The sequence below is a fragment of the Chitinimonas sp. genome, from assembly GCF_036568685.1.
GTDB lineage: Bacteria > Pseudomonadota > Gammaproteobacteria > Burkholderiales > Chitinimonadaceae > Chitinimonas.
This window is the reverse complement of record NZ_DATCSC010000056.1, coordinates 1-21,324: the sequence shown is the minus strand read 5'-3', so window position 1 is coordinate 21,324 and position 21,324 is coordinate 1. Positions and strand designations below refer to the sequence as shown.

General features: G+C 63.5%; 18 protein-coding genes. 12 read left to right on the top strand and 6 right to left on the bottom strand.

The features are described 5' to 3' along the window. The first annotated feature begins 67 nt into the window (after window positions 1-67). Window positions 68-3,400, top strand: a complete 3,333-nt coding sequence (locus VIM95_RS09275) for a S41 family peptidase (protein WP_331984893.1) — start codon at window positions 68-70, stop codon at window positions 3,398-3,400. A gap of 60 nt (window positions 3,401-3,460) precedes the next feature. Here VIM95_RS09275 and VIM95_RS09270 read toward each other — a convergent pair whose 3' ends face one another. Together VIM95_RS09270 and queF are read right to left on the bottom strand one after the other, a co-directional pair. After that, on the bottom strand, window positions 3,461-4,291 hold the full coding sequence (locus VIM95_RS09270; RefSeq protein ID WP_331984891.1) for an HDOD domain-containing protein: 831 nt from the start codon (window positions 4,289-4,291) through the stop codon (window positions 3,461-3,463). Window positions 4,292-4,368: 77 nt separating this feature from the next. Further along, window positions 4,369-5,220, bottom strand: a complete 852-nt coding sequence (gene queF / locus VIM95_RS09265; RefSeq protein ID WP_331984889.1) for an NADPH-dependent 7-cyano-7-deazaguanine reductase QueF — start codon at window positions 5,218-5,220, stop codon at window positions 4,369-4,371. A 161-nt stretch (window positions 5,221-5,381) separates the two neighbouring features. Between queF and VIM95_RS09260 the strand changes: the two genes are divergently transcribed. The 6 genes from VIM95_RS09260 to VIM95_RS09235 all read left to right on the top strand — a co-directional run bounded on the left by VIM95_RS09260 (window position 5,382) and on the right by VIM95_RS09235 (window position 10,439). Further along, on the top strand, window positions 5,382-6,467 hold the full coding sequence (locus VIM95_RS09260; RefSeq protein WP_331984887.1) for a hypothetical protein: 1,086 nt from the start codon (window positions 5,382-5,384) through the stop codon (window positions 6,465-6,467). A gap of 30 nt (window positions 6,468-6,497) precedes the next feature. Next, the gene (locus VIM95_RS09255) at window positions 6,498-6,926 is read left to right on the top strand and encodes a hypothetical protein (protein ID WP_331984885.1); all 429 of its coding nucleotides are present in this window, start codon (window positions 6,498-6,500) and stop codon (window positions 6,924-6,926) included. Between the two features lie 61 nt (window positions 6,927-6,987). Then, complete coding sequence (locus VIM95_RS09250) at window positions 6,988-7,350, top strand: cupin domain-containing protein (RefSeq protein WP_331984883.1); 363 nt, start codon at window positions 6,988-6,990, stop codon at window positions 7,348-7,350. Further along, a complete protein-coding gene (locus VIM95_RS09245; RefSeq protein ID WP_331984881.1) occupies window positions 7,347-7,925 on the top strand; it encodes a hypothetical protein in 579 nt (192 codons plus the stop codon). Before VIM95_RS09250 ends, VIM95_RS09245 begins: the two co-directional genes overlap by 4 nt. Before the next feature lie 355 nt (window positions 7,926-8,280). Beyond that, a complete protein-coding gene (gene aroF / locus VIM95_RS09240; protein ID WP_331984879.1) occupies window positions 8,281-9,297 on the top strand; it encodes a 3-deoxy-7-phosphoheptulonate synthase in 1,017 nt (338 codons plus the stop codon). 275 nt (window positions 9,298-9,572) lie between these two features. Continuing rightward, window positions 9,573-10,439, top strand: coding sequence for a prephenate dehydrogenase (locus VIM95_RS09235; RefSeq protein ID WP_331984877.1), 867 nt, complete (start codon window positions 9,573-9,575; stop codon window positions 10,437-10,439). 60 nt (window positions 10,440-10,499) lie between these two features. On the opposite strand, the gene VIM95_RS09230 is transcribed toward VIM95_RS09235, so the two are convergent. The 3 genes from VIM95_RS09230 to VIM95_RS09220 all read right to left on the bottom strand — a co-directional run bounded on the left by VIM95_RS09230 (window position 10,500) and on the right by VIM95_RS09220 (window position 13,933). Next, window positions 10,500-11,297, bottom strand: coding sequence for a CsgG/HfaB family protein (locus tag VIM95_RS09230; protein WP_331984875.1), 798 nt, complete (start codon window positions 11,295-11,297; stop codon window positions 10,500-10,502). A 126-nt stretch (window positions 11,298-11,423) separates the two neighbouring features. Beyond that, window positions 11,424-12,545 (bottom strand): endonuclease/exonuclease/phosphatase family protein, encoded by a 1,122-nt coding sequence (locus tag VIM95_RS09225; RefSeq protein WP_331984873.1) that lies wholly within the window; start codon window positions 12,543-12,545, stop codon window positions 11,424-11,426. Between the two features lie 98 nt (window positions 12,546-12,643). Further along, complete coding sequence (locus VIM95_RS09220) at window positions 12,644-13,933, bottom strand: FAD-binding oxidoreductase (protein WP_331984871.1); 1,290 nt, start codon at window positions 13,931-13,933, stop codon at window positions 12,644-12,646. Window positions 13,934-14,070: 137 nt separating this feature from the next. Here VIM95_RS09220 and VIM95_RS09215 point away from each other — a divergent pair, with 137 nt between their 5' ends. From VIM95_RS09215 to VIM95_RS09195, 5 genes are all read left to right on the top strand, one after another. Beyond that, window positions 14,071-14,541 (top strand): VOC family protein, encoded by a 471-nt coding sequence (locus tag VIM95_RS09215; protein WP_331984869.1) that lies wholly within the window; start codon window positions 14,071-14,073, stop codon window positions 14,539-14,541. A gap of 29 nt (window positions 14,542-14,570) precedes the next feature. Then, entirely contained in the window at window positions 14,571-15,032 is a 462-nt protein-coding gene (locus VIM95_RS09210; protein WP_331984867.1) for a nuclear transport factor 2 family protein, read from the top strand. Window positions 15,033-15,043: 11 nt separating this feature from the next. Further along, entirely contained in the window at window positions 15,044-15,505 is a 462-nt protein-coding gene (locus VIM95_RS09205; RefSeq protein ID WP_331984865.1) for a DUF6265 family protein, read from the top strand. Window positions 15,506-15,716: 211 nt separating this feature from the next. Next, window positions 15,717-16,685: an agmatinase gene (speB, locus tag VIM95_RS09200; RefSeq protein WP_331984863.1), complete on the top strand. Its 969-nt coding sequence runs from the start codon at window positions 15,717-15,719 to the stop codon at window positions 16,683-16,685. A gap of 277 nt (window positions 16,686-16,962) precedes the next feature. Then, a complete protein-coding gene (locus VIM95_RS09195) occupies window positions 16,963-19,386 on the top strand; it encodes a TonB-dependent receptor (RefSeq protein ID WP_331984861.1) in 2,424 nt (807 codons plus the stop codon). Window positions 19,387-19,650: 264 nt separating this feature from the next. On the opposite strand, the gene VIM95_RS09190 is transcribed toward VIM95_RS09195, so the two are convergent. Beyond that, window positions 19,651-21,324: bifunctional metallophosphatase/5'-nucleotidase (locus VIM95_RS09190; protein WP_331984860.1), on the bottom strand; the 1,674-nt coding region annotated here is incomplete at its 5' end.

The window sequence follows — 21,324 nt, the reverse complement described above, 5'->3', positions numbered from 1 at the left end:
CCCTTGGCCAGGCTGGGCCCCTATCCGCGGCCCCGCGCCAGACCCCACGCAAAGGAGCAGAATCACCATGAGCAGCAAGGCATACACGACCTTGGCGCTGTGCACCGCCCTGATGGGCGCCGGTTTGCTGACCCAGGCGGCGGATGCGCCGCAGACCCTGCTGCTGCGGCAGCCCAGTGTGTCGCGCGATCATCTCGCCTTCGTCTACGGCGGCGATATCTGGGTCACCGACCGGGCCGGGCAACATCCCGTCCGCCTGACTTCCCACCCGGCCACCGAGTCGGCCCCGCACTTCTCGCCGGACGGCAAGTGGATTGCCTTCTCGGCCAGCTATGACAACAACACCGACGTCTATGTGATCCCGGTCGAAGGCGGCCAGCCTCGCCGGCTGACCTGGCACCCGGGTTTTGACGTCGTCAATGGCTGGAGTGCCGACGGCAAGCGCGTGTTGTTCTCCTCCAGCCGCGAGATTGCCAACAGCCGCAGCAACCAGCTCTACGAAGTGCCGCTCGACGGTGGCTTCGAGCGCAAGGTGATGGACGCTATCGCCTTTGAGGGCAGCTGGGATGCGGCCGGCAAGTGGCTGGCCTACCGCCCCTTCCGCGCTGCCTACGCCGGTACGGCTGGCTGGCGCCAGCATCGCGGCGGCACCACGCCGCCGATCTGGATCATTGACCCGGCCAGTAACGCCTGGGAGAAAGTGCCGCACGAGAACGCCAGCGACACCAACCCGCTGTGGGTGGGTGACGAGGTGGTGTTTATCTCCGACCGCAACGACGGCGCCGCCAATCTGTATGCCTACAACCGCGGCAGCAAGCAGCTGCGCCAGCTGACCCATGAGAAGGTCTGGGACGTACGCAATGCCGGTGCCTATGGCAGCAGCGTGGTGTACGAGGTCGGTGGTGCACTCAAGGAGCTGGATATCCGTACCGGCGTGAGCAAGCCCATCCCGGTGAGCATCAATGCCCAGGCCTTCCAGCTGCGCCCGCAGTGGAAGGATGCCAGCCGTACCATCACCTCGGCGCGGCTCTCCCCCAGCGGCAAGCGCGTGGTGGTCAGCGCCCGCGGCGATGTGTTCACCGTGCCGGTCAAGGATGGCTCGACCCGCAACCTCACCCAGAGCGCCGGCGTGCGTGAGAAGGACGCGTTGTGGAGCCCGGATGGCAAGCGTATCGCCTATATCAGCAGCGTGGGTACCGCCCTGCAGCCCCAGCATGCGCTGGTGTTGCGCGACCAGGCTGGCCTGGAGCCCGCGCGTACCCTGCCGCTGGGCAAGGAGAGCTACTACACCCTGCTGGAGTGGGCGCCGGACGGTAAGACGGTGGTGCTGCAGGACAACCACCTCAATCTGTACGCCATGAATCTGGAGAAAGGCGCACTGAGCCTGATCGATACCAGCCTGCGCCGCAACGGCTTCAATATCTCCTTCTCGTCCGACAGCCGCTGGCTGGCCTATACCGTCACCATCGAGAACTACTTCAGCCAGATCCGGGTGTATGACTTCAGCACCGGCAAGCACACCACCCTGACCGATGGCATGAGCCACGCCAGCGACCCGGCCTTTGCGGGTAGCGACTACCTCTATTTCACCGCCTCGGTGAATACCGGCCCGGCCCAGGTGGGGCTCGATATGTCCACCCAGGAGCGGCAGGTACGCCGTGGTCTCTTCGCGGTGGTACTGGCGGCCGATGGCAAGTCGCCGCTGGCGCCCAAGGCCGGTGATGAGGAAGGCAAGAAGGACGACGCAAAGAAGGACGAGGCCAAGAAGGACGACAGCAAGGCCAAGGATGAGAAGGAAGGCAAGGATGCCAAGGGCGACAAGCCGGCCAAGGCGGTCCGTATCGACTTCGAAGGTATCCAGCAGCGCATCGTGCCACTACCGGTGGCCGAGCGTAACTACGACGAACTGCACGTGGGTTCTGACGGCGCCTTGTATTACCTGGAGCGCAAGCAGCCCGGCAGCAGCACCGAGCCACCCGAGGTGGAGCAGGAGAACGACGCCGAGCTATACCGCTTCAGCTTCGAGGACCGCAAGGCCAAGTCGCTGCGCGTGGGCCTGGCCGGCTACAGCATGAGCGCCGACGGCAAGAAGCTGCTGCTGCAATATGCCAAGGGCAGGCTGGAAGTGGCCGATGCCGGTGAGAAGCTCGACAGCAAGAACCTCGACCTCTCGCAAGTCCGTAGCCTGGTCGACCCGCGCCAGGAATGGCAGCAGATCTTCGACGAGACCTGGTGGATGGAGAAGGACTACTTCTACGATCCCAAGCTGCACGGTCTGGATTGGAACGCTGTCTACCAGCGTTACCAGCCGCTCTTGCAGTTCGTACAGCGCCGCGAGGACCTGAACGAGGTACTGGTCGAGATGATCGGTGAGCTGCAGGTCGGCCATAACCGGATCGGTGGTGGCGACGTCTACCAGGAGCGTGGAGCCGGCGTGGGCCTCCTGGGAGCGGACTTCCGCATAGACAAGGGCCAGTACCGGATCAAGACCATCTACCACGGTGACCGTTGGAACCCCTTCCTGCCGGCACCGCTGGCGGTACCGGGCCTGGGGGTCAAGGAGGGCGACTACCTGCTGGCGGTGAACGGCCGCAAGCTCGATGCCCAGCAGAACCTCTATGCGCTGCTGGAAAACACCGTGGGCAAGCAGGTTACCCTGACCGTGGCCGCCGAGGCGGACGGCAAGGGCAGCCGGAATGTGGTGGTTGAGCCCATAGCCAACGAAGCCGGTCTGCGCCAGTGGCACTGGATCGAATCCAACCGCGAGTACGTGGGCAAGCAGACCGGTGGCAAGGTGGCCTATGTATATCTGCCGGATACGGCGGGGGATGGCTTCCAGTACTTCAACCGCATGTTCTTTGCCCAGGTCGACAAGCAGGCAGTCATCGTCGATGACCGACGCAATAGCGGTGGCCAGGCTGCCAACTATGTGACCGACGTGCTGAGCCGCAAGTATCTGGCTGGTTGGAAGGACCGTGACGGCCTGGTGTTCAGCACCCCTGGCGGCGCGATCTACGGCCCCAAGGCCATGCTGATCGACCAGGATGCCGGTTCGGGCGGCGACTTCCTGCCCTACGCCTTCAAGCGCCTGGGCTTGGGCCCGCTGATCGGCAAGCGTACCTGGGGCGGGCTGATCGGCATCTCGACCAACCCGAACCTGATCGACGGCGGCAATCTGGTGGTGCCTTACTTCCGCGTCTTTAGCCCCGAGGGTGAGTGGCGAGTGGAGAACGAGGGCGTAGCGCCGGATATCGACGTGGAACTGGACCCGGCCGGTGTGAATGGCGGCAAGGACAGCCAGCTCGACGCCGCCATCGCCTCGGTGCTGCAACGCCTGCAGGGCTACAAGCCAGTGGAGCGCAAGGAAGCCCCACCCATGCCGACCCAGCTTGGCAAGTAAGCAGCTAGCACGCGAGTGAAAACGGCGGCCAATGGCCGCCGTTTTCTTTGCCATGCCTGGTTAAGTTTCGGATGGCTCCACCAGCTCGCTGGCCTCCCGCAGGGCGGCCTTGTCCTGTCCCAGGATGGCCAGCAGACTGTCTTCCAGCTCCGGCCAGTGCTCGTCGCGCTCACCGGTCTGCCGGGTGTGCATCAGGTATTCCGCCAGCCGCGCCAGTGCCACCAGGCGGGCGGATTCCTCGCCGAGCAGGCCACGGTCATGCAGGTCGGCGTAGTCGTGATGGTGCAGGATGGCGAGGTTGAAGGCTTCCGGCAGATACCAGCTGCGCGCCAGCAGATAGCCCACGATCACATGCGAGCAGGTACGGCTCTTGAGCTCCACCTCGATAAAGCGTGCCGGCTGAGCCATGGCGCGCGCCAGGGTGCTGATATAGCTGGGGAAGCGCTGTGCCAGCACCGGAATGCCGCTGTCGCGGAACAGGCAAAACAGATAGGCCTGCTCGGGCCGGGCCAGCTTCCAGTGGCGGGCCAGCAGGGCTGCAATGGCGGCGATGCGGGTGGCTTCGTCCCAGAACATGCCCAGGATGGGCGGCAGGGGAATGCTGTGCTTGAGCGCCACACCGCTCACCACCGAGCCCAGGTTGGCGCTGCCCAGGTAGAGCACTGCATCCTGCAAGGTATCGAAGCGACGGCCAGCAAAGGCGGGGGAGTTGGCGGTCTTGAGCACCGCGGCCGAGAGACTGAGGTCCTGGCCGACGATTTCGGCCAGGGTTGCGTTGTCCTCGCCACGGGCCTGGGCCGCCTGCAACTCGGACATGACCTGCGGCAGCGGCGGCAGGGTCAGGCTTTTCAGCAGCTTTGCGGCTTCTTCCTCGGAGAGCTGGACTGCCATGGCGACCTCTCTGTGAGCAACCGTTCCAGTCTAGTCGGCGCTGTTCAGGTTTGCCCAGTACGCCGGTCAGTGACCTGTCACTGCCTGGCAGTGCGGGTGTTGGCAGGTGCGGCCTGGGTAAAGCTGGTACGGAAGGGATTGATATCCAGGCCGCCGCGGCGGGTGTAGCGGGCATAGACGGCCAGTGCGGCCGGGCGGCACTGGCGGGTGATGTCCATGAAGATGCGTTCCACGCACTGCTCGTGGAACTCATTATGCTGGCGGAAGGAGATCAGATACTTGAGCAGGCCTTCGCGCTCTATCGGTGCGCCGCGGTAGCGGATCTGCACGCTGCCCCAGTCCGGCTGGCCGGTGACCAAGCAGTTGGATTTAAGCAGGTTGGAGACCAGGGTCTCCTCGATCGGCGGCTCGTCGCTGGTACGCAGCAGGGCCGGGCTGGGCTGGTAGGTGTCGACCTCGATATCGAGATTGTCGATGCAATAACCCTCAAGCTCGCCCATCTTCTCCTGACCAAAGGCCTCCGGCAGCACCAGCCGCACACCCACGCTGGCGCCGGCCGCGGCGCTGAGGTCGCGCACCAGGCGCTGGCGTAGCTCATCTGCGCTCTCCAGCCGGGTCTGGTTGTAGCTGTTGAGGTAGAGCTTGAAGCTCTTGGACTCGATGATGTTGGGGCTGTCGGCCGGCACGCTCACGCTGGCCAGTGCGATTTGCGGCTTGCCACGGGCGTTCAGCCAGGAGAGCTCGTAGGCATTCCAGAAATCGCTGCCAAAGAAGGGCAGGTTTGCCGGCACGCCGATCTCCTCGCGCTTGGCAAGGCGGGGAATGGGGAACAGCAGGCTGGAGTCGTACTGCTCGACGTAAGCGCTGGTCTTGCCCAGAGGGGAGAGTTCAGGGTGCATGGCGAGGTCCGGTAGGTGTTTGCCTGTCATTTTACCGCGACAGTCCGGTTCGCTGCGCGTGGCCGTGTGCAGGGTGGGGTGTTGCGGGATGCCCACGGCGCAGGAATATATCCTGTAACCGTCGTGTAATTGTTCGCGGCTGGGTGGGGCGGGCCAGTAGAATGCAGTCTTGCTGCAATGCCGCAATCGTCATGTCACAAGCTCCAGCCATCCATATTTCCCGAGCGCCTGCCCTGGTCTGGCGGGCCGGCCGCCGTGCCCTCGACCAGCTTTCGCAGCAGGGCCTGGACCCGGCTGATGTTGCCCTGATCCCCGGTGCCGCCGGTGGCCCCAAGGCGCTGGCGCTGACCGGGCTGGACCAGGCCATCTTCGCCGAATGGCTGCCGCGCGCGCCACGTTTGCGGCATCTGATCGGCAGCTCGATCGGCGGCTGGCGCTTTGTCTGCGTCATGCAGGCAGACCCGGCCCGTGCCTTGGCCAACCTGGCGGAGCGCTATACCCGTGAGACCTATGCCAAGGGAGTGACCCCGGCTGAAGTGGCGCGCGCCCTCAAGCTGATGTTGGACGACTTGTTCCAGGACGAGCCGGCCAGCCTCCTGGCGCACCCGCACTATGCGCTGACCCTGACCACGGTAAGGGCGCGCGGCTGGCTTGCGTCGGAACGGCCTGCCAAGCAACTTCTGGGCGTGGTGGCGGCGGCATCGGCCAATATGCTGTCACGGCGGCTTTATGCGCAGAGCTGGCGACGGGTCTGGTTTGCCGACCCACGTCACCCAGCCCCGCCCTTGACCGACGATTTCCCCACCCATATCGCGCCGCTCAAGGCCGACAACCTGTTTGCCGCCCTGCATGCCACGGCGGCCATCCCGCTGGTGGTGGAAGGGGTGCACGATCCGCTGCATGCGCCGGCCGGGCGTTACCGCGACGGCGGCTTGATCGATTACCACCTGGACCTGCCTTATCCCAAGCAGCAGGGCCTGGTGCTCTACCCACACTTCTACCCGCATATCGTGCCGGGCTGGTTCGACAAGCGCCTGCCCTGGCGGCGCCCGCAGGCTTCGCGACTGGACAACGTCCTGCTGGTCTCGCCGTCGCCGGACTGGGTGGCGCGGCTGCCTTACGGCAAGATCCCGGACCGCAGCGACTTCAGCCGCTTTGACGACGCCAGCCGGCAGAAGTACTGGCGCCAGGTCACGGCCGAGACCGCCCGCCTGGGTGAGGAATTTCTGGAAACCGTGGCTCGCGGGCAGTGGCCGGGTGTGGTGCAGGGCTTCTGACCGATGCAGGCACTGACAACACCAAACGTCATGGCGGACGAATTCGCCGACATGCCGGACTTTCTGGCCGAGCTTGAATCGGGCGAACTGCCCGCTTACGTCTTTGACCACCGCGGCCATGTTTTTGCCGCCTGGGCTGCCATGCGCCTTCACGGTGTGGAGCGCGGTGCCATGCGTTTTCGGCAGGCGCTGCGCCGCTACACCGAACATCTGGGCGCGATGGATAAATACCATGTGACCTTGACCGAGGCACTCTTGCACCTGGTTGCCTACCACCTGCCTGAGGTGGACGAGGCTGCCGGCGCCTGGCGTGAGCAATGGCGTGTCTACCAGCAGCGCGCCGGTAGCCTGCTGCACTCCAGCCATGCCGCGCTCGCGCCTTACTACAGCGCAGCGCTCATTGATACGGCTGATGCACGGCGGCAATTCCTGCTGCCTGACCTCGCCCCGCTGCCCTGATACCCGCAGGCAGGGCGGACCGCTACAATGGTCTGGTCATTCATCGTTCAGGACCTGTACCGTGCCCGCCATCATCGCCTTCAGCCAGGCCACCACGCCCGCCGAGACCGACTACCCGCGCGAAGCGCGCCGTATTACGGGCAAGCCGCTGCGTACCACCTGGAACCACTTCAGCAACCCTAGCGGTGAAGTCCATGCCGGCGTGTGGGGTTGCGAGATCGGTAGCTGGCGCATTGAATTTGGCGATACCGAGGATGAGTTCTTCTTTGTGACCGAAGGCCGCTGCCGCATTACCGACGAGAGCGGCCAGGCGGTCGAGGCCGGCCCCGGCGAATCACTGGTCATTCCAGCCGGCTTCCGTGGCACCTTCGAGGTGCTGGAGCCGATGAAGAAGCACTACGTGATCGTCGAGCGCAAGGGGTGAACCAGCCCGTCCGGCGCGGCTATCGCCTGCGGCGCTGGCTGACCGCGCCGCTGGTCATTCTGGCCGCCTTGCTGATCTTCCTGGAGGAATTCCTCTGGGACCAGCTGGCTGCGTTGTTTGGACAACTGGCCAAGCTGCCGCTCTGGGGGCGGTTGGAGCGCTGGGTGGCCGGCTTGCCGGCCTGGGCTGCGCTGCCGATCTTCCTCGTACCCATGGTGCTGTTGTTCCCGATCAAGCTTGGTGCGGTCTGGTTGATGACTCACCACCACGTGGTGTTGGGGGTGCAGATCATCCTGGCTGCCAAGATAGGCGGCACCGCCGTTGCGGCGCGGCTCTTCATGCTGCTCAAGCCTACCTTGCTCACCGTGCCCTGGTTCTGCTGGTTGTACGAGCGCTTCCTCTACTGGCGCGAGCGCATCTTCACGCGTCTGCATGCCATGTGGTGGTGGCAGGCGGCGCACAAGGGCATCGCCGCCATGAAAGTGCGCCTGGCGCGCTGGCGCAGCGGTGGCGGTGGCTTTGCCCGGCGTTTGCAGCGCTGGCGGCAGTATCTGGCCTCGCGCAGGCGCCGCTGAGTTTCCTTGCCCGTGCTTGTCCCACGAGCCTTTTCCGGGAGCGGCTTGCCGACCTGTCGGGCTCTGGGACGCGATGCGTGAACTAGGGAAACTACTACGTAATTTTTCTACCGAACGGCTATACACGCGGCGAATTTTTCGGTTAAGCTGGACCAACTTCATCGCAAAGCCGCACCCAAAGACCACCGCCATGCGTCAAATCGTCAACTTCTTTTCGTTTTATTACTTCCCGACCACAAGTTGACGCGGGCTAGCCGGTTTCATCCTTAAGAAACCAACGAATACAGAAAGGCGGGCCCAAACGGGCCCGCCTTTTTCTTTGTCCATTTTCAAGAAACCCACAAGGAAAAGCGCCATGATCATCGTAATGTCCCCCGAATCCAGCCAAGCCGATCTTGACCATGTGGTCGCCCGCATCCGTGATGCCGGGCTGACCGAGCACATCTCGCGCGGTAGCGAGCGCACCTTGGTTGGCGCCATTGGCGACGAGCGCGCGCTCAGTGCCCAGAGCTTCGAGCAGATGGCCGGCGTCGAGCGCGCCATCCATATCGTCAAGCCCTACAAGCTGGTGTCGCGCGAGGCGCGTCCTTCGGGCAGCGTGATCGATATCCGTGGCATCAAGCTCGGTGGCCAGCAGATCCAGGTGATTGCGGGCCCCTGCTCGGTCGAGACCCAGGAGCAGATGCACTTGGCCGCGGCCGGCGTGCATGCCGCCGGTTGCCGGATGATGCGTGGCGGCGCCTTCAAGCCGCGTACCAGCCCCTACGCCTTCCAGGGCCTGGGCGTACAGGGCCTTGAATTCTTCCAGGCTGCGGCACGTGAATACCAGATGCCCATCGTCACCGAGCTGATGGACGTGCGCATGCTCGAGACCTTCCTCAAGCACGATGTGGATGTGATCCAGATCGGCGCGCGCAATATGCAGAACTTCGACCTGCTGAAGGAAGTCGGTCGGGTCAACAAGCCCGTGATCCTCAAGCGCGGCCTCTCGGCCACCATCTCCGAGTGGTTGATGGCGGCCGAGTACATCGCTGCCGGCGGCAACAACAATATCATCCTGTGCGAGCGTGGCATCCGTACCTTCGAGACCGCCTACCGCAATGTGCTGGACGTTACCGCCATTCCGGTGCTGAAGAAGGAAACCCACCTGCCGGTGCTGATCGACCCCAGCCACGCCGGTGGCAAGGCCTGGATGGTGCCGGCTTTGGCCCGTGCCGCAATCGCGGCGGGCGCCGACGGCCTCTTGGTCGAGATGCACCCCAACCCTTGCGATGCTTGGTGTGATGCCGATCAGGCGCTGACCCCGCAGGAGCTGCAGGACCTGATGGGCTCGCTGCGCTTGATCGCCCAGGCCATTGGTCGGGAGCTGTAAGGGAATCTCAGAGGAAGCCCACCTTCTCGCGTCAGCGAGGCTCCCTCGCGGCGGCGAGAGCAGGGGGTGTGGAATAAAACAGCAATGAGCCGTTGACTTTCTGTTTCCCCGCAAGCGCCCGGCTTTGCCGGGCGGAGAGCAGTCGTTTCCGGTTTATACCTTCTGCAGAGCATCCTAAGCGGTCAGCGAGGTGCTGGCCAAACAGGTAGCATGGGTGGGGTGGGGCCGGCCGTAGAGGCCGGTCTCCGCCTGATGGCAGGGATAAGGATGCGGGCATGTTGAACAAACTGGTGGTGATCGGCGTCGGTCTGATCGGCGGCTCCTTTGCACTCGATCTACGCAGGGCGGGTCTGGTCCGCGAGGTGATCGGTGTGGGCCGCTCGCGCGAGAACCTAGAGCGGGCTTTGCAGCTGGGCGTGGTCGATGCGATCAGCCAGGATGCTGCCGAGGCGGTACGCGGCGCCGACATGGTGCTCTTGGCTACCCCGGTCGGGCAGATGGGACCGGTGCTGGCTAGCATCGCCGCCAGCCTGCCACGCGCTGCGTTGGTCAGCGATGGCGGCAGTACCAAGCGTGACGTGGCAGCCTTGTACCGACAATACCTCGGTGACAGTCTGGACCGTTGCGTGCCGGCTCATCCCATTGCCGGCTCCGACCTTTCCGGCGCGGCGGCAGCCCGTTACAGCCTGTTTGAGCAGCGCAAGGTGGTGCTCTGTCCACTGCCGGAGACTTCGCCCGAGGCGAGCGAGCGGGTGGCTGCACTTTGGCGCAGCTGTGGTGCCGAGGTGCTGGCGCTGAGCCCTGAGCAGCACGATGCGGTCTTCGCCGCGGTCAGCCACCTGCCGCACCTCTTGGCCTTTGCTTATATGAATGCGGTGCTGGCACGGGACGATGCAGAAACCTGCCTGTCATTGGCGGCGAGCGGCTTTCGCGACTTCACCCGCATCGCCGGCAGCCATCCCGAGATGTGGCGTGATATTGCCATGGCGAACCGTGACGGCCTGCTGCGCGACTTACAGGCCTACCGGGCGCAACTCGATGACACCATCGCCTTGCTGGAGGCCCAGGATGCCGAAGGTCTAGCTGAGCGATTTGATCGCGCCAGTGCGGCCCGGGTGGCCTGGTCGAAGGCGCGAAGTTGATCGTGTTGCCGATAAAAAAGACGAGCACCAGGCTCGTCTTTTTTATTGCTGCACAGGGCCTCAGCCTGCCTTCCTGGTGGCGACCTTTTCCGGCATGGACTTGGCTTCCAGCTCGCGCACATGCGGGATCAGCTTGTTGACCGAATCGAGGAAGGCGGCCGAGATGACCTTGCCTTCATTGGTATTGGTCCAGCCGGCCATGCCGCCGCCACCGGCCACGCCGATGATCAGGCCGGCCGCACCCAGGTCGGTGGCCTTGGCCGAACCTTCGGCCGAGACCAGTTGCTCGGTGGTCTGGGCATCGGTCAGCATCAATACCACTTGAGCTTCCTTGAACTTGACCTTGTCGGCGAGACCAGCGAACTGGCCGATCACCGGGATGCGCGCCAGTATGCCCTCCAGGCCGCCTCCGGCATCGTGTTCCGAGAACACCAGGGTGGGGGTCAGCACATACTGTGCCTCCAGCACGTTGCCACGCGGGTTGACTGTGCTGTTCTTGCGGGTCAGGCCGCTCTCCTGCAGCTCCAGTTCCTGCTTGGTACCCTTGAGGCCCAGGTTACGGTCGACAATGCGGAAGCAGCCACTTTGCTGCAACATCAACCGGACCAGCGGCACCGGGGATTCCGGCAGGCCTCGGGCGTTGGCATAGGTATAGCCGTTGGGGTTTTCGATCACGCCCAGGGTAGCGATCGGGGCGTCGCACTTCTCGATCTTGCGCGTCTCGCCCTTGCTACCTTTTTGGCCCGCCGCGCCGGTGACGATGCCGCCGGCGTTGCCGGTTTCAATGCCGCTTTGCTTGCCGCAACCGGCCAATGCCAGGATGGCCAGGAGGGGGAGGGCGGTCAGGGTGGTTCTCATTGCGGGTACTCCTCGCATGAACGGATGGCTGGCATGCTACAAGCATGGAAATTGTCACGCCAGCCATCTTTTCCCGCAGCGCACCGGTAATAAGCACACCCCGCAAGCCCTTATAAGCAAAGGCTTCTAGGGATTTGGTCGGTTCCAATCCAGTACGGCCGAAATCGGGCAGTGGTCGCTCAGCTCCGGGTCCTCAATATCCACCGGCCACTGCCGGAAGCTGTTGGCGACCACGGCGGAAGCGAGCGACTTGCTGACGATGATGTGGTCGATCAGCACCGGGTAGCGTCCCTTGTGCGAGCAGGCATCCACTGAGCGGCGGCGCTCGGTCAAACGGGTCAGGGTCGACTCCGGCGGCTTGCTGTCGTTGATTTCCTTCCAAATCGTCAGCTGGTTGCCCTGCTCGGTCTTGGCCGGCGCGTTGATCTCCAGCGGGCTGTCAAAGCGGCGGTTGAAGTCGCCCAGCAATATGTAGGGGATGCCGGCTGCGGCAGCGCTGTCTATCCACTGTTCGAGCGGTTTCACCTGGCGGGCCAGGATATGGCACGCCGCGGTCTCTTCGTTGCGGCGGGTGGCTTTCATGCTGCCGTCGTCGTTGAAGCGATCCTTGCTGATGCCTTTGCTGACCTCGGTATTGAGTTCTTCATCGCGCCCCAGTGGCTTGTCGAAACAGCCGGACTTGAGGTGGACGTTGAAGAACTTGATCGTCTTGCCGGCCTTGTCGACCACGGTCAGCTCGCCGCCACGGCCACGGCGCTCGCCCAAGGGCTTGGCCAGTGCTTCGTAGTCCTTGAAGCTGACTTCCTTGAACTTGTCGGCCTTCACCGCAAAGCCGACCTTCTGCAGCCAGTCATCGCCGCTGACAAAGACCTTGTAGCCGGGGAAGACCTTCTCCAGCGCAGCCGTACCTTCCACTTCCTGTACTGCGATCACGTCGGCATTGATCACGCCGGCGACCTCGCTGAGGATCTTGTAGGCCTCCGCCCGGCGCGGTACCCAGCGGCAGGGGTGTTGGGTCAGGCATTGCTCGCGGGCCGTCTTGTCGTTGGGGTAAGTCTGCTCGCACAGCTTGTCCACGGCGGCTTCGCGTTCATCGCGGCCCTTGGGCAGTGTCTGGCAGGTCGGCCACAAGGCCTCGCTGACCGGTTCATTGCGTAGCCAGCCGAAGTTCCAGCTGGCTACGCTGATCGGTTCGGCCATGGCACTGCCGGCCAGCAAACTGGCCAACAGGATACGGTTGAGGTTCACGGTGAATTCCACGCTCGGATGAAAGCGGGCGATGATAGCGCCGCCGCACCACCCTGGGGGAGGCGGCGGGCAGCGGTGTGACACTGGCGCGACAGCGGTCAGACGTAGTCGCGCAGACGGTACCAGGCCATGCCGAGCACCAGGCTGGGGGTGCGCAGCAGCTTGCCGCCGGGGAAGGGCAGGTGCTGGATACGGCTGAACAGGTCCAAGCGCTCGTTCTGGCCGGCGATGGCTTCGGCGATCAGGCGACCGGCCAGGCCGGTGACCGCCACGCCGTGGCCGGAGAAGCCCTGGCAGTAATAGATGTTGTCGCCCAGCCGGCCCCAGTCGGGTGCGCGGCTCATGGTGATATCGACAAAGCCGCCCCAGGCATGATCGACGCGTACGTCCGACAGCTGCGGGAAGACCCGCAACATATCGCTGCGCATGGCTTCGGCCAGATTGCGTGGCGGCAGGCCGGAGTAGCTGACCTTGCCGCCGAATAGCAGGCGATGGTCGGCGGTCAGCCGGTAGTAGTCGAGCACGAACTGGGTGTCGGCCACCGCGAAGTTGGGCTGGATCAACCCCTGTGCCCGCTCCTTGCCCAGGGGCTCGGTGGTGATCACATAGGTACCGACCGGCATGATGCGCCCACCCAGCTTGGGTACCAGATCACCCATGGAGACATTGGCCGCCAGGACCAGTTGCTTGCAGCTGACCACGCCACGGCTGGTGTGGACCTTGGGTTGGGCGCCTTGCTCTATGCGGTCGACCGGGGTGTTCTCATAGAGGTGTACGCCGGCTGTGCTGGCGGCACGGGCCAGGCCCAGGGCGTACTTGAGCGGGTGCAGATGGCCACCCAGTGCGTCGTACAGGCCGCCGCTGTAGCGCGGGCTGTCGAGGTGACTGCGGAGCGTGGTTTGGTCCCACAGCGTGTAGTGCTGGTAGCCGTAGCGCTTGGCGGCTTCCTCCTGCCAGTCGGCCAGCTCGCGGTATTTGGCGGGCTTGACCGCCGCCAGCGTGTGGCCGCGCGCCCAGTCGCAGTCTATGTCGTGTTGCGCTATGCGCTGCTCGATGATGTCTATGGCCTCCAGCGACATATCCCAGGCCAGCTTGGCGGCCTCATCACCGAGTGCCTTGCGCAGGGTGTCCATATCGCAGGCATAACCGTTGATCACCTGCCCGCCGTTGCGGCCCGAAGCACCATGCGAGAGGCGCGAACCCTCCAGCAGCACCACCGAATAGCCACGCTCTGCAAGGTTGAGCGCGACCGAGATACCGGCCAGGCCGCCGCCGACCACGCACACATCGCAATCGGTACTGCCGTCGAGCTGCGGGTAGGTGGGAATGTCGGGGGTGCTGGCGACGTAGTAGGAGTCGATATGGGCTTGCTGGCGGTAGTTGAGCATGCGCGTTTCCCTGAGCGAACCCGGCGACGCTAGCATATGTTGAATATTATTTACAACGCGTTGCATGAATTGAACGTGGCGACAAAGCGGCAAGCGGCTGTCTACACTGGAGACTCCCTGACGCCAGGAGTACCGCCATGTCCAAGGTCCAAGCCATCCCTGAGGGCTATCACAGCATTACGCCCTATATCACCGTACACGACGCCAAGGCTGCGCTCGACTATTACCAGCGTGCCTTTGGCGCAACGGTCGTGCTGGTCATGCCCAATGACAAGGGGCAGATCTCGCATGCCGAGATCAAGCTCGGCGACTCGCACGTCATGCTGTCGGACGAGTTCCCCGAGTGGGGTGCCATCAGCCCCAGGACACTGAAGGGACACACCAGTACCTTGATGTTCTACGTCGAGGATGTGGATGCGGTGGTGGCCAAGGCGGTCGCAGCCGGCGGGACCCTGGTCCGGCCGGTGGCCGACCAGTTCTATGGCGACCGGGTAGGCAGCCTGACCGACCCATTTGGCCATAGCTGGCACGTTGCCACCCACAAGGAAGACCTCACCGAAGCACAATTGCAGCAGCGTATGCAGACCTGGTCTGCCGAGCAGAACTGAGCCATACAAGCTTGGGAAAGGAGAGCATCTTGTTGCGTACCCTATTGCTGACAGCCGCTCTGGCCGGCTCCATTGTTGCCGCGCAGGCCGACACGACCGATAACCAGGCCCTGCAGGCCCAGGTCATGGCGGCCGAGCGCGCCTTCGCCAAGACCATGGCGGACCGCAACTTCGTGGCCTTTGCCGCTTACGTCTCGGAGGAGGCCGTCTTCTTCACCGGCCCCAAGCCTTTGCATGGCCGGCAAGCCGTGGTGGATGCCTGGAAGCGTTTCTATGAGCCGGCCAAAGCACCGTTTTCCTGGGAGCCCGACACGGCCGAGGTGCTGCCTTCAGGTACCCTGGCGTTGACCAGTGGCCCGGTACGGGACCCGGCGGGCAAGCTGGTGGGCCGTTTCAACTCCATCTGGCGCTTGGAGTCACCCGGTACCTGGCGGGTGGTGTTCGACAAGGGTGAGGATGTCTGCGACTGCAAAGGGCAGGGTAAGCCATGAGACGACAAGGGATGGGAACCATCGCCTGTCTGGTGCTGATGATGTCGGGCCCCCTGCAGGCGGCGGAGCTGCCCGATTGGTCATCGTTGCAGTGGCTGGCCGGGTGTTGGCGCTTGAACGGTGGGGAGGCCGGGTCCGAGGAGCATTGGCTGGTGCCTGCCGGAGGGCAGATGCTGGGTGTTAGCCGCATTGTGCGCAAGGGCAAGGTGGTTGAATTTGAATTCATGCGTATCCATGACCTGGATGGCCAGCGCTATTACACGGCCAAGCCCTCCGGCCAGGCCGAGGCCAGCTTTCGCCTGATTACCGCCGAGCCGCGGCTGTTGGTATTCGAGAACCCCGAGCACGATTTTCCGCAACGCATCAGCTACCAGCTGCAAGAGGATGGCAGCTTGCTGGCGCAGATAGCAGGTACGCGTCAGGGTAAGGCACGCAGTGTGGACTTCCCCATGAGCCGCACCAGCTGCAACTGAACAACCATTCCGCGAGCAAGGTGGCCCGGCCGCCGGGCAGGGTATGATAGTCGCGGCCGTCCGCTTCCCGAGGACGGGGCGGCCAGCAGCCTCCACGCGTCGGCTGCCTAAAGATGGACGGGAGCCGTCCGGTCTTTGCAGGCCGGGCGCAAGGCGGCGAGGCGCAACGCCACCGGCAAGGCCTCGCTGGCCCCGCAGGGAGCAGCTAGTAATGACTTCAACCCTCTACGGCGACGGTGCCATTCGTCGCGAAGGACTGTACGGTAGCAGTATCGAAAACACCTACGCCGGCGTCTTGAGCTTTATGCGCCGCAAATACAGCCGGGATCTGACCGGCGTCGATGTGGTGATCAGCGGCATCCCGCTGGATCTGGCGGTCACTTTCCGGCCCGGTGCGCGGCTGGGCCCGGCGGCCATACGTGCTGCCAGTGTGCAACTGGCCGAGCTCAAACCCTTCCCCTGGGGCTTCGACCCCTTCGACGACCTGGCGGTCATCGACTACGGCGACTGCTGGTTTGATGCACACAACCCCCTGAGCATCACGCCCACCATCGTCGAACACGCCCGTACCATCCTCGCCAGCGGGGCGACCATGCTGACCTTTGGTGGCGACCATTATGTGACCTACCCCTTGCTCAAGGCACATGCCGAGCGTTTTGGTGCGCCGCTGAGCCTGATCCATTTCGACGCCCATTGCGATACCTGGCCGGACGACGGCCCGGACAGCCTCAACCACGGCACCATGTTCTACAAGGCGATCAAGGAAGGACTGATCGACCCCAAACGCTCGGTGCAGGTGGGCATACGGACCTGGAACGACGACTTCATGGGCATGCATGTGCTCGATGCCCCCTGGGTCCATGCTCATGGGCCGCAGGCCACGCTGGAGCGCATTCTGCAGATCGTCGGTGATCACCCTACCTACCTGACCTTCGATATCGACTGCCTGGACCCGGCTTTTGCACCGGGTACCGGCACACCGGTACCGGCCGGCCTCAGTTCGGCCCAGGCCCTGCACATCGTACGTGGCATGGCGCCCGTGAACCTGGTTGGCATGGATGTGGTGGAGGTCTCACCACCGTTTGATCAGAGCGAGATCACCGCCTTGGCGGCGGCCCATATTGCGGCCGATATGTTGTGCGTACTGCGCAACAGAAAGCTCGGCAAGATCACGCGCTGACCAACGCCGGCCATCAGGGCGCCAACCCCGCTGTAGGCGGGCTTGGCGCCCTTTGCTTTTGGGGTTGAAACAAAACCTTTGCGCAACTGTAACAAAACGGTTTCAGCACTTTCATATTCCCCCTCTAGCCTTCGCGCCTTTGCTGGGTGTCTTGGCTGCCGGGCTGCAACTGCCGCCTCACCGACCTGGCGGAATGCCTGGCAACAGCCAGTTCCTGCAACGGCCCGCGGTCCCGATCCGCCGCGCTGTGCAAAGTCTAAAAGGGAGAGAAGTGCTCATGAAGTTCAAGCAAACCCCGCTCGCCATCCTGGTGGCCAGCCTGTCCATCGGCGCCTTTGCTGCCGACAATGCCGGCACCGATGGTGCCGAAGACCAACAGAACATCAAGATCGAAGGCAAGGGTGTCTTTGCCGGCGGCAAGATGGTGTACGAAGAGGCCGCCCGTGCCCGCGCCACCGTCACCAAGAAGGCCATCGAAGAGAAGACCACTTCCTCCAACGCCTTCCAGTTGATCGACAAGCTCCCCGGCGTGAACGCCTTCTCGCAAGACGCCACCGGCCTCTTCGGCGGTACCCTGACTGTGCGTGGCTTCTCCGCCGGCCAGATGGGCTTTACCATCGATGGCGCCCCGGTCAATGACTCGGGCAGCTACGACGTCTACCCGCAGGAGTACGTCGACGCTGAAAACCTCGAAGAAATCTACGTCACCCAAGGCACCACCGACAATGACGCCCCGCACATCGGTGCCACCGGCGGCAATATCGGCCTGGTTTCGCAGAACCCCACCGACAAGGCGCGTTTCAAGTTTGCGCAGACCTTTGGCGGTCTGAGCATGTATCGCACCTTTGTGCGTGCCGATACCGGCATGACCGGCCCCCTGAAGTCCTACTTCTCGTTCTCCAAGACCGAAGCGGACAAGTGGCGCGGTGAAGGCAAGGCCGACCGTACCCACTTTGAAGCCAAGACCATGCTGGGCTTGGGTGAGGGCAATACCGTCAGCGCCGGCATCATGTACAACAAGGCCGAGATCAACTTCCTGCGTCGTGCCCGCCTGAGCGACTGGCAAGCCAACCGCTACTACGACTACGACACCGTCTTCGCCGGCCGCAAGGTCACCCCGGGCAAGGCCGACGACGAAAGCAGCCTGACCAACTACTACGCCCTGGCTCAGAACCCGTTCGAGAACTACGTGGCCAGCGCCAAGGGTACCTTCAAGCTGGGCGATGGCGTGACGGCAGAAGTTCAACCTTACTTCTGGTATGGCAATGGTGGTGGCTCTAGCGGTGCTACCTTGGCTGAATCGAGCTTCACCAACGGTGGCCGTGACCTGAACGGCGACGGTGACAAGCTGGACAAGGTGCTGGTCTATGCCATTTCCAAGACCGTGACCCACCGTCCCGGCGTGACCACCCGCCTGAACTGGACTTTGGGTGAGCACAAGCTGATGGCCGCAGTTTGGCTTGAAAACGCCCGTCACCGTCAGACCCGCCCGCAGGTTGCCGTCGACAATGCCGGCAATCCGGTCGATATGTGGGCTGATGACGTGATCCTGCGCAACGACGGTAGCATCTACAACGGCCAATCGGGTGGTCTGGACCGCAACTGGGAAACCCGCACCAAGGTCTCGCAGTTCACCCTGCAAGACGCCTTCCCGATCGGCGACAACATCAGCATCCTGGCTGGCGTGCGCACCCCGCACACCAAGCGTGAAGGCACCGCCTATGGTGCCGGTTCGGAAGCCGCCCAGCAGGCCTTCCTGGCCTCGCGCGGCGCGACCGACTCGATCACCATCAGCCGCACCTGGAACAAGGTGCTGCCGAACGTGCAGGCCAAGTACGCCATCGATGAGCGCAGCCATGCCTTCGTTGCGCTGTCGAAGAACTTCCGTACCCCGGCCAACTTCATCCTGTATGAACTGATCCAGGATCAGAACAACAGCCTGTACAACAACCGCAACCTGGCCCCCGAGCAGTCCAACAACGTGGACATCGGCTACCGCTACCAGGGTGACAGCTTCAACTTCAACGGTTCGGTGTTCTTTGTCGACTTCAAGGACCGCCAGGCCCAGCGCGTGGATGAAGACGGTACCCGTCGTAACTACAACGTGGGTAACACCGAGAAGCGCGGCTTCGAACTGGAGTTCGGTACCGCCCAACGGGGTGGTTTCTCGCTGTACGGTTCGGCCAGCTATATCCGCGAAAAGCTGAAGGATGACTTCGAGCAGTACGTGGGTACTACCAACGTCGCGCTCAAGCAAAAGGCGGCCCTGGTGGCCCTGCCGACCACCGGCAAGACCATGACCGATACCCCGAAGTGGCTGCTGGGTGCTGGCGTGAACTACCAGTACGGCCCCTTCACCGCTGGCCTGGGCGCCAAGTACACCGGCAAGCGCTACGGCGACCTGATGAACCAGGAATCGATCTCGGGCGTGACCGTGTGGGATCTGAACGCCGGTTACCGCTTCAACAACACCTCGTTCCTGAAGCGTCCGACCTTGCGCATGGCCGTGGCCAACCTGTTCGACAAGAACTACCTGGCCGGTATCCCGAGCACCCAGATCAACGCGGCCAAGTTGAACACCGGCGACATCCGTATCATCGATCCGGGTACCCAGGTGAATCCGACTGTGTCCGGTTCGGCTCCGAACTACGACATCGGTGCACCGCGCTTCGTCAGCTTCACCTTCTCCGGGGAATTCTGATCCCGGCACGGGGGAGGGGGAAACTGTAGCGCAGCGCCCAGCAAAGCTGGGTGCTTAACTGCAGGAGTGGGTCAAGCGGCCTTCGCTTGTTTGATCCGCTCCCCCCTCGCCGCCGCGAGGGAGCCTCGCTACGCTCGGGGCACTGCGCTCCGTGGCTAGAGATGAGGTTGTTCACTTGATCGCGGTAGTGAGTAGCAAAGAAAAACGGCAGGTACTTCGGTACCTGCCGTTTTTCTTTGCCGCTGTCAGGCTGCGATATACAAGTCAGGAATCCAGCCGCTTGGCCCGTTTGCCCAGCTCGGGGGCCTTGAGCGCTTGTTGCTTGGCGGTCAGTGCGGCGGCGTAGTCGAGGAAGGCATCGAGGTCACCACCCAGGATGGTGCGTTCGCGGCCTTGTTTGAAGACGGTAAAGCTGTCGCCACCCTCGGCCAGGAAATTGTTCACCACCACGCTGTAGCTGGCCTTGCGGTCGACAGCTTTGCCGCCAACCTGGATCTCGACCACCTTGTCGCCCACCCCGCGCCGGCCATCCCAGCTGAAGCTCAGGCCGCTGCCGTGCAGAAAGGTCGGCTCGCCGTCGCGGCGGTCGAACTGCTGGTTCAGGAGCTGGTAGAGCTGCTCGCCGCTCAGTCGCATCCGGATCAGGCTGTTCTGGAAAGGTTGCACCGCGTAGGCGTCGCCAAAGGTGATGGTGCCGTTGGCGAGATGCGAGCCTGCCGGCTTTTGCCAGCGCAGGCTTTCGCGCAGACCACCGTTGTTGATGAAGGCGATATCGGCACCACTGGCCAGGCGCTGGGTATCAGCCACCAGGCTGCCGAGGGGCGACTCACCGTCGTCGTTGGCGTCGCTCAGAATATCGGACTCGATACGTGCAACAGGACGCTCGGTGATGGTGGAGACGCGCTTGACCGCCTGCTCGGCCAGTGCGCTGGCTTCAAGAACCGGTTTGAGCCCTGGGCCTGCATCCGCCCACAGATAGCGGATCTCGGCCCGCTTGCTGACGATCTCATCGCGGCTCGGGTCGATCTCCAGCTGGATGTCGGCCATGGCCGTGCCGTAGTTCAGGGCTTGGGTCAGCAGCACCGGTTTGCCACCGCGGGCCGGGATCAGTGCATTGCCAAAAGCATGGGTATGGGCCGAGGTAACCACGTCGACTTCGTCATCCAGGCGTTTGATGATCTCTACGATGGCGCCATCGACGGTGGGCTTGCTGGCATCGGTGGTGCCGCTATAGGTGGCTTGCTGGCCACCCTCGTGGATCACCGCAACGATGGCATGGATGCCCTTGGCCTGGATCTCGGGGATATAGCGGTTGATGGCCTCGGCTTCGTCGAGGAAGCGTACCTTGTCGGTGCCGGAAGGCTTCACGATATTGGGCGTGTCGCGCGTGGTGGCGCCGATAAAGGCGATGGGCAGCTCGCGCTCCTGGCCTTGCGCGTTGCGGTAGGGCACGGTCTTGATGATATAGGGCGGCAGCACCGGCTTGCCGCTGTCGGCCCACACCAGATTGGCCGAGATCAGCGGGAAGTTACTGCCCAGCCAGGGGTTTTGCAGATAGGGGCCCTGCGCTGAGTTGCCGCCACCGTAGAGCCGCAGCATCTCGTCCACGCCACGATCAAACTCATGGTTACCAGGGGTCGCCACCACATTGCAGCGTGGCGCCAGTCGCTGCGCGATCTGGCATTGGCTGTTGCCCAGCATATTGAAGAACATGATGGTGGGCTCATCCATCAACAGGGCCGATGGCAGTGGCGAGGCGCCGACATTGTCGCCGGCGGCCACGATCAAGGTGCGCTCGGGCTGCTCGCTCACGGCATCACGCAGGTAGGCGGCGACCACGCCGGCACCGCCTATGGGGCGCTTCTCATACAACCGGCCGGCCGGGATGCGGCCGTGGAAGTCGTTCAGGGCCAGGATGCGAACCGGCACGGTGGCGGT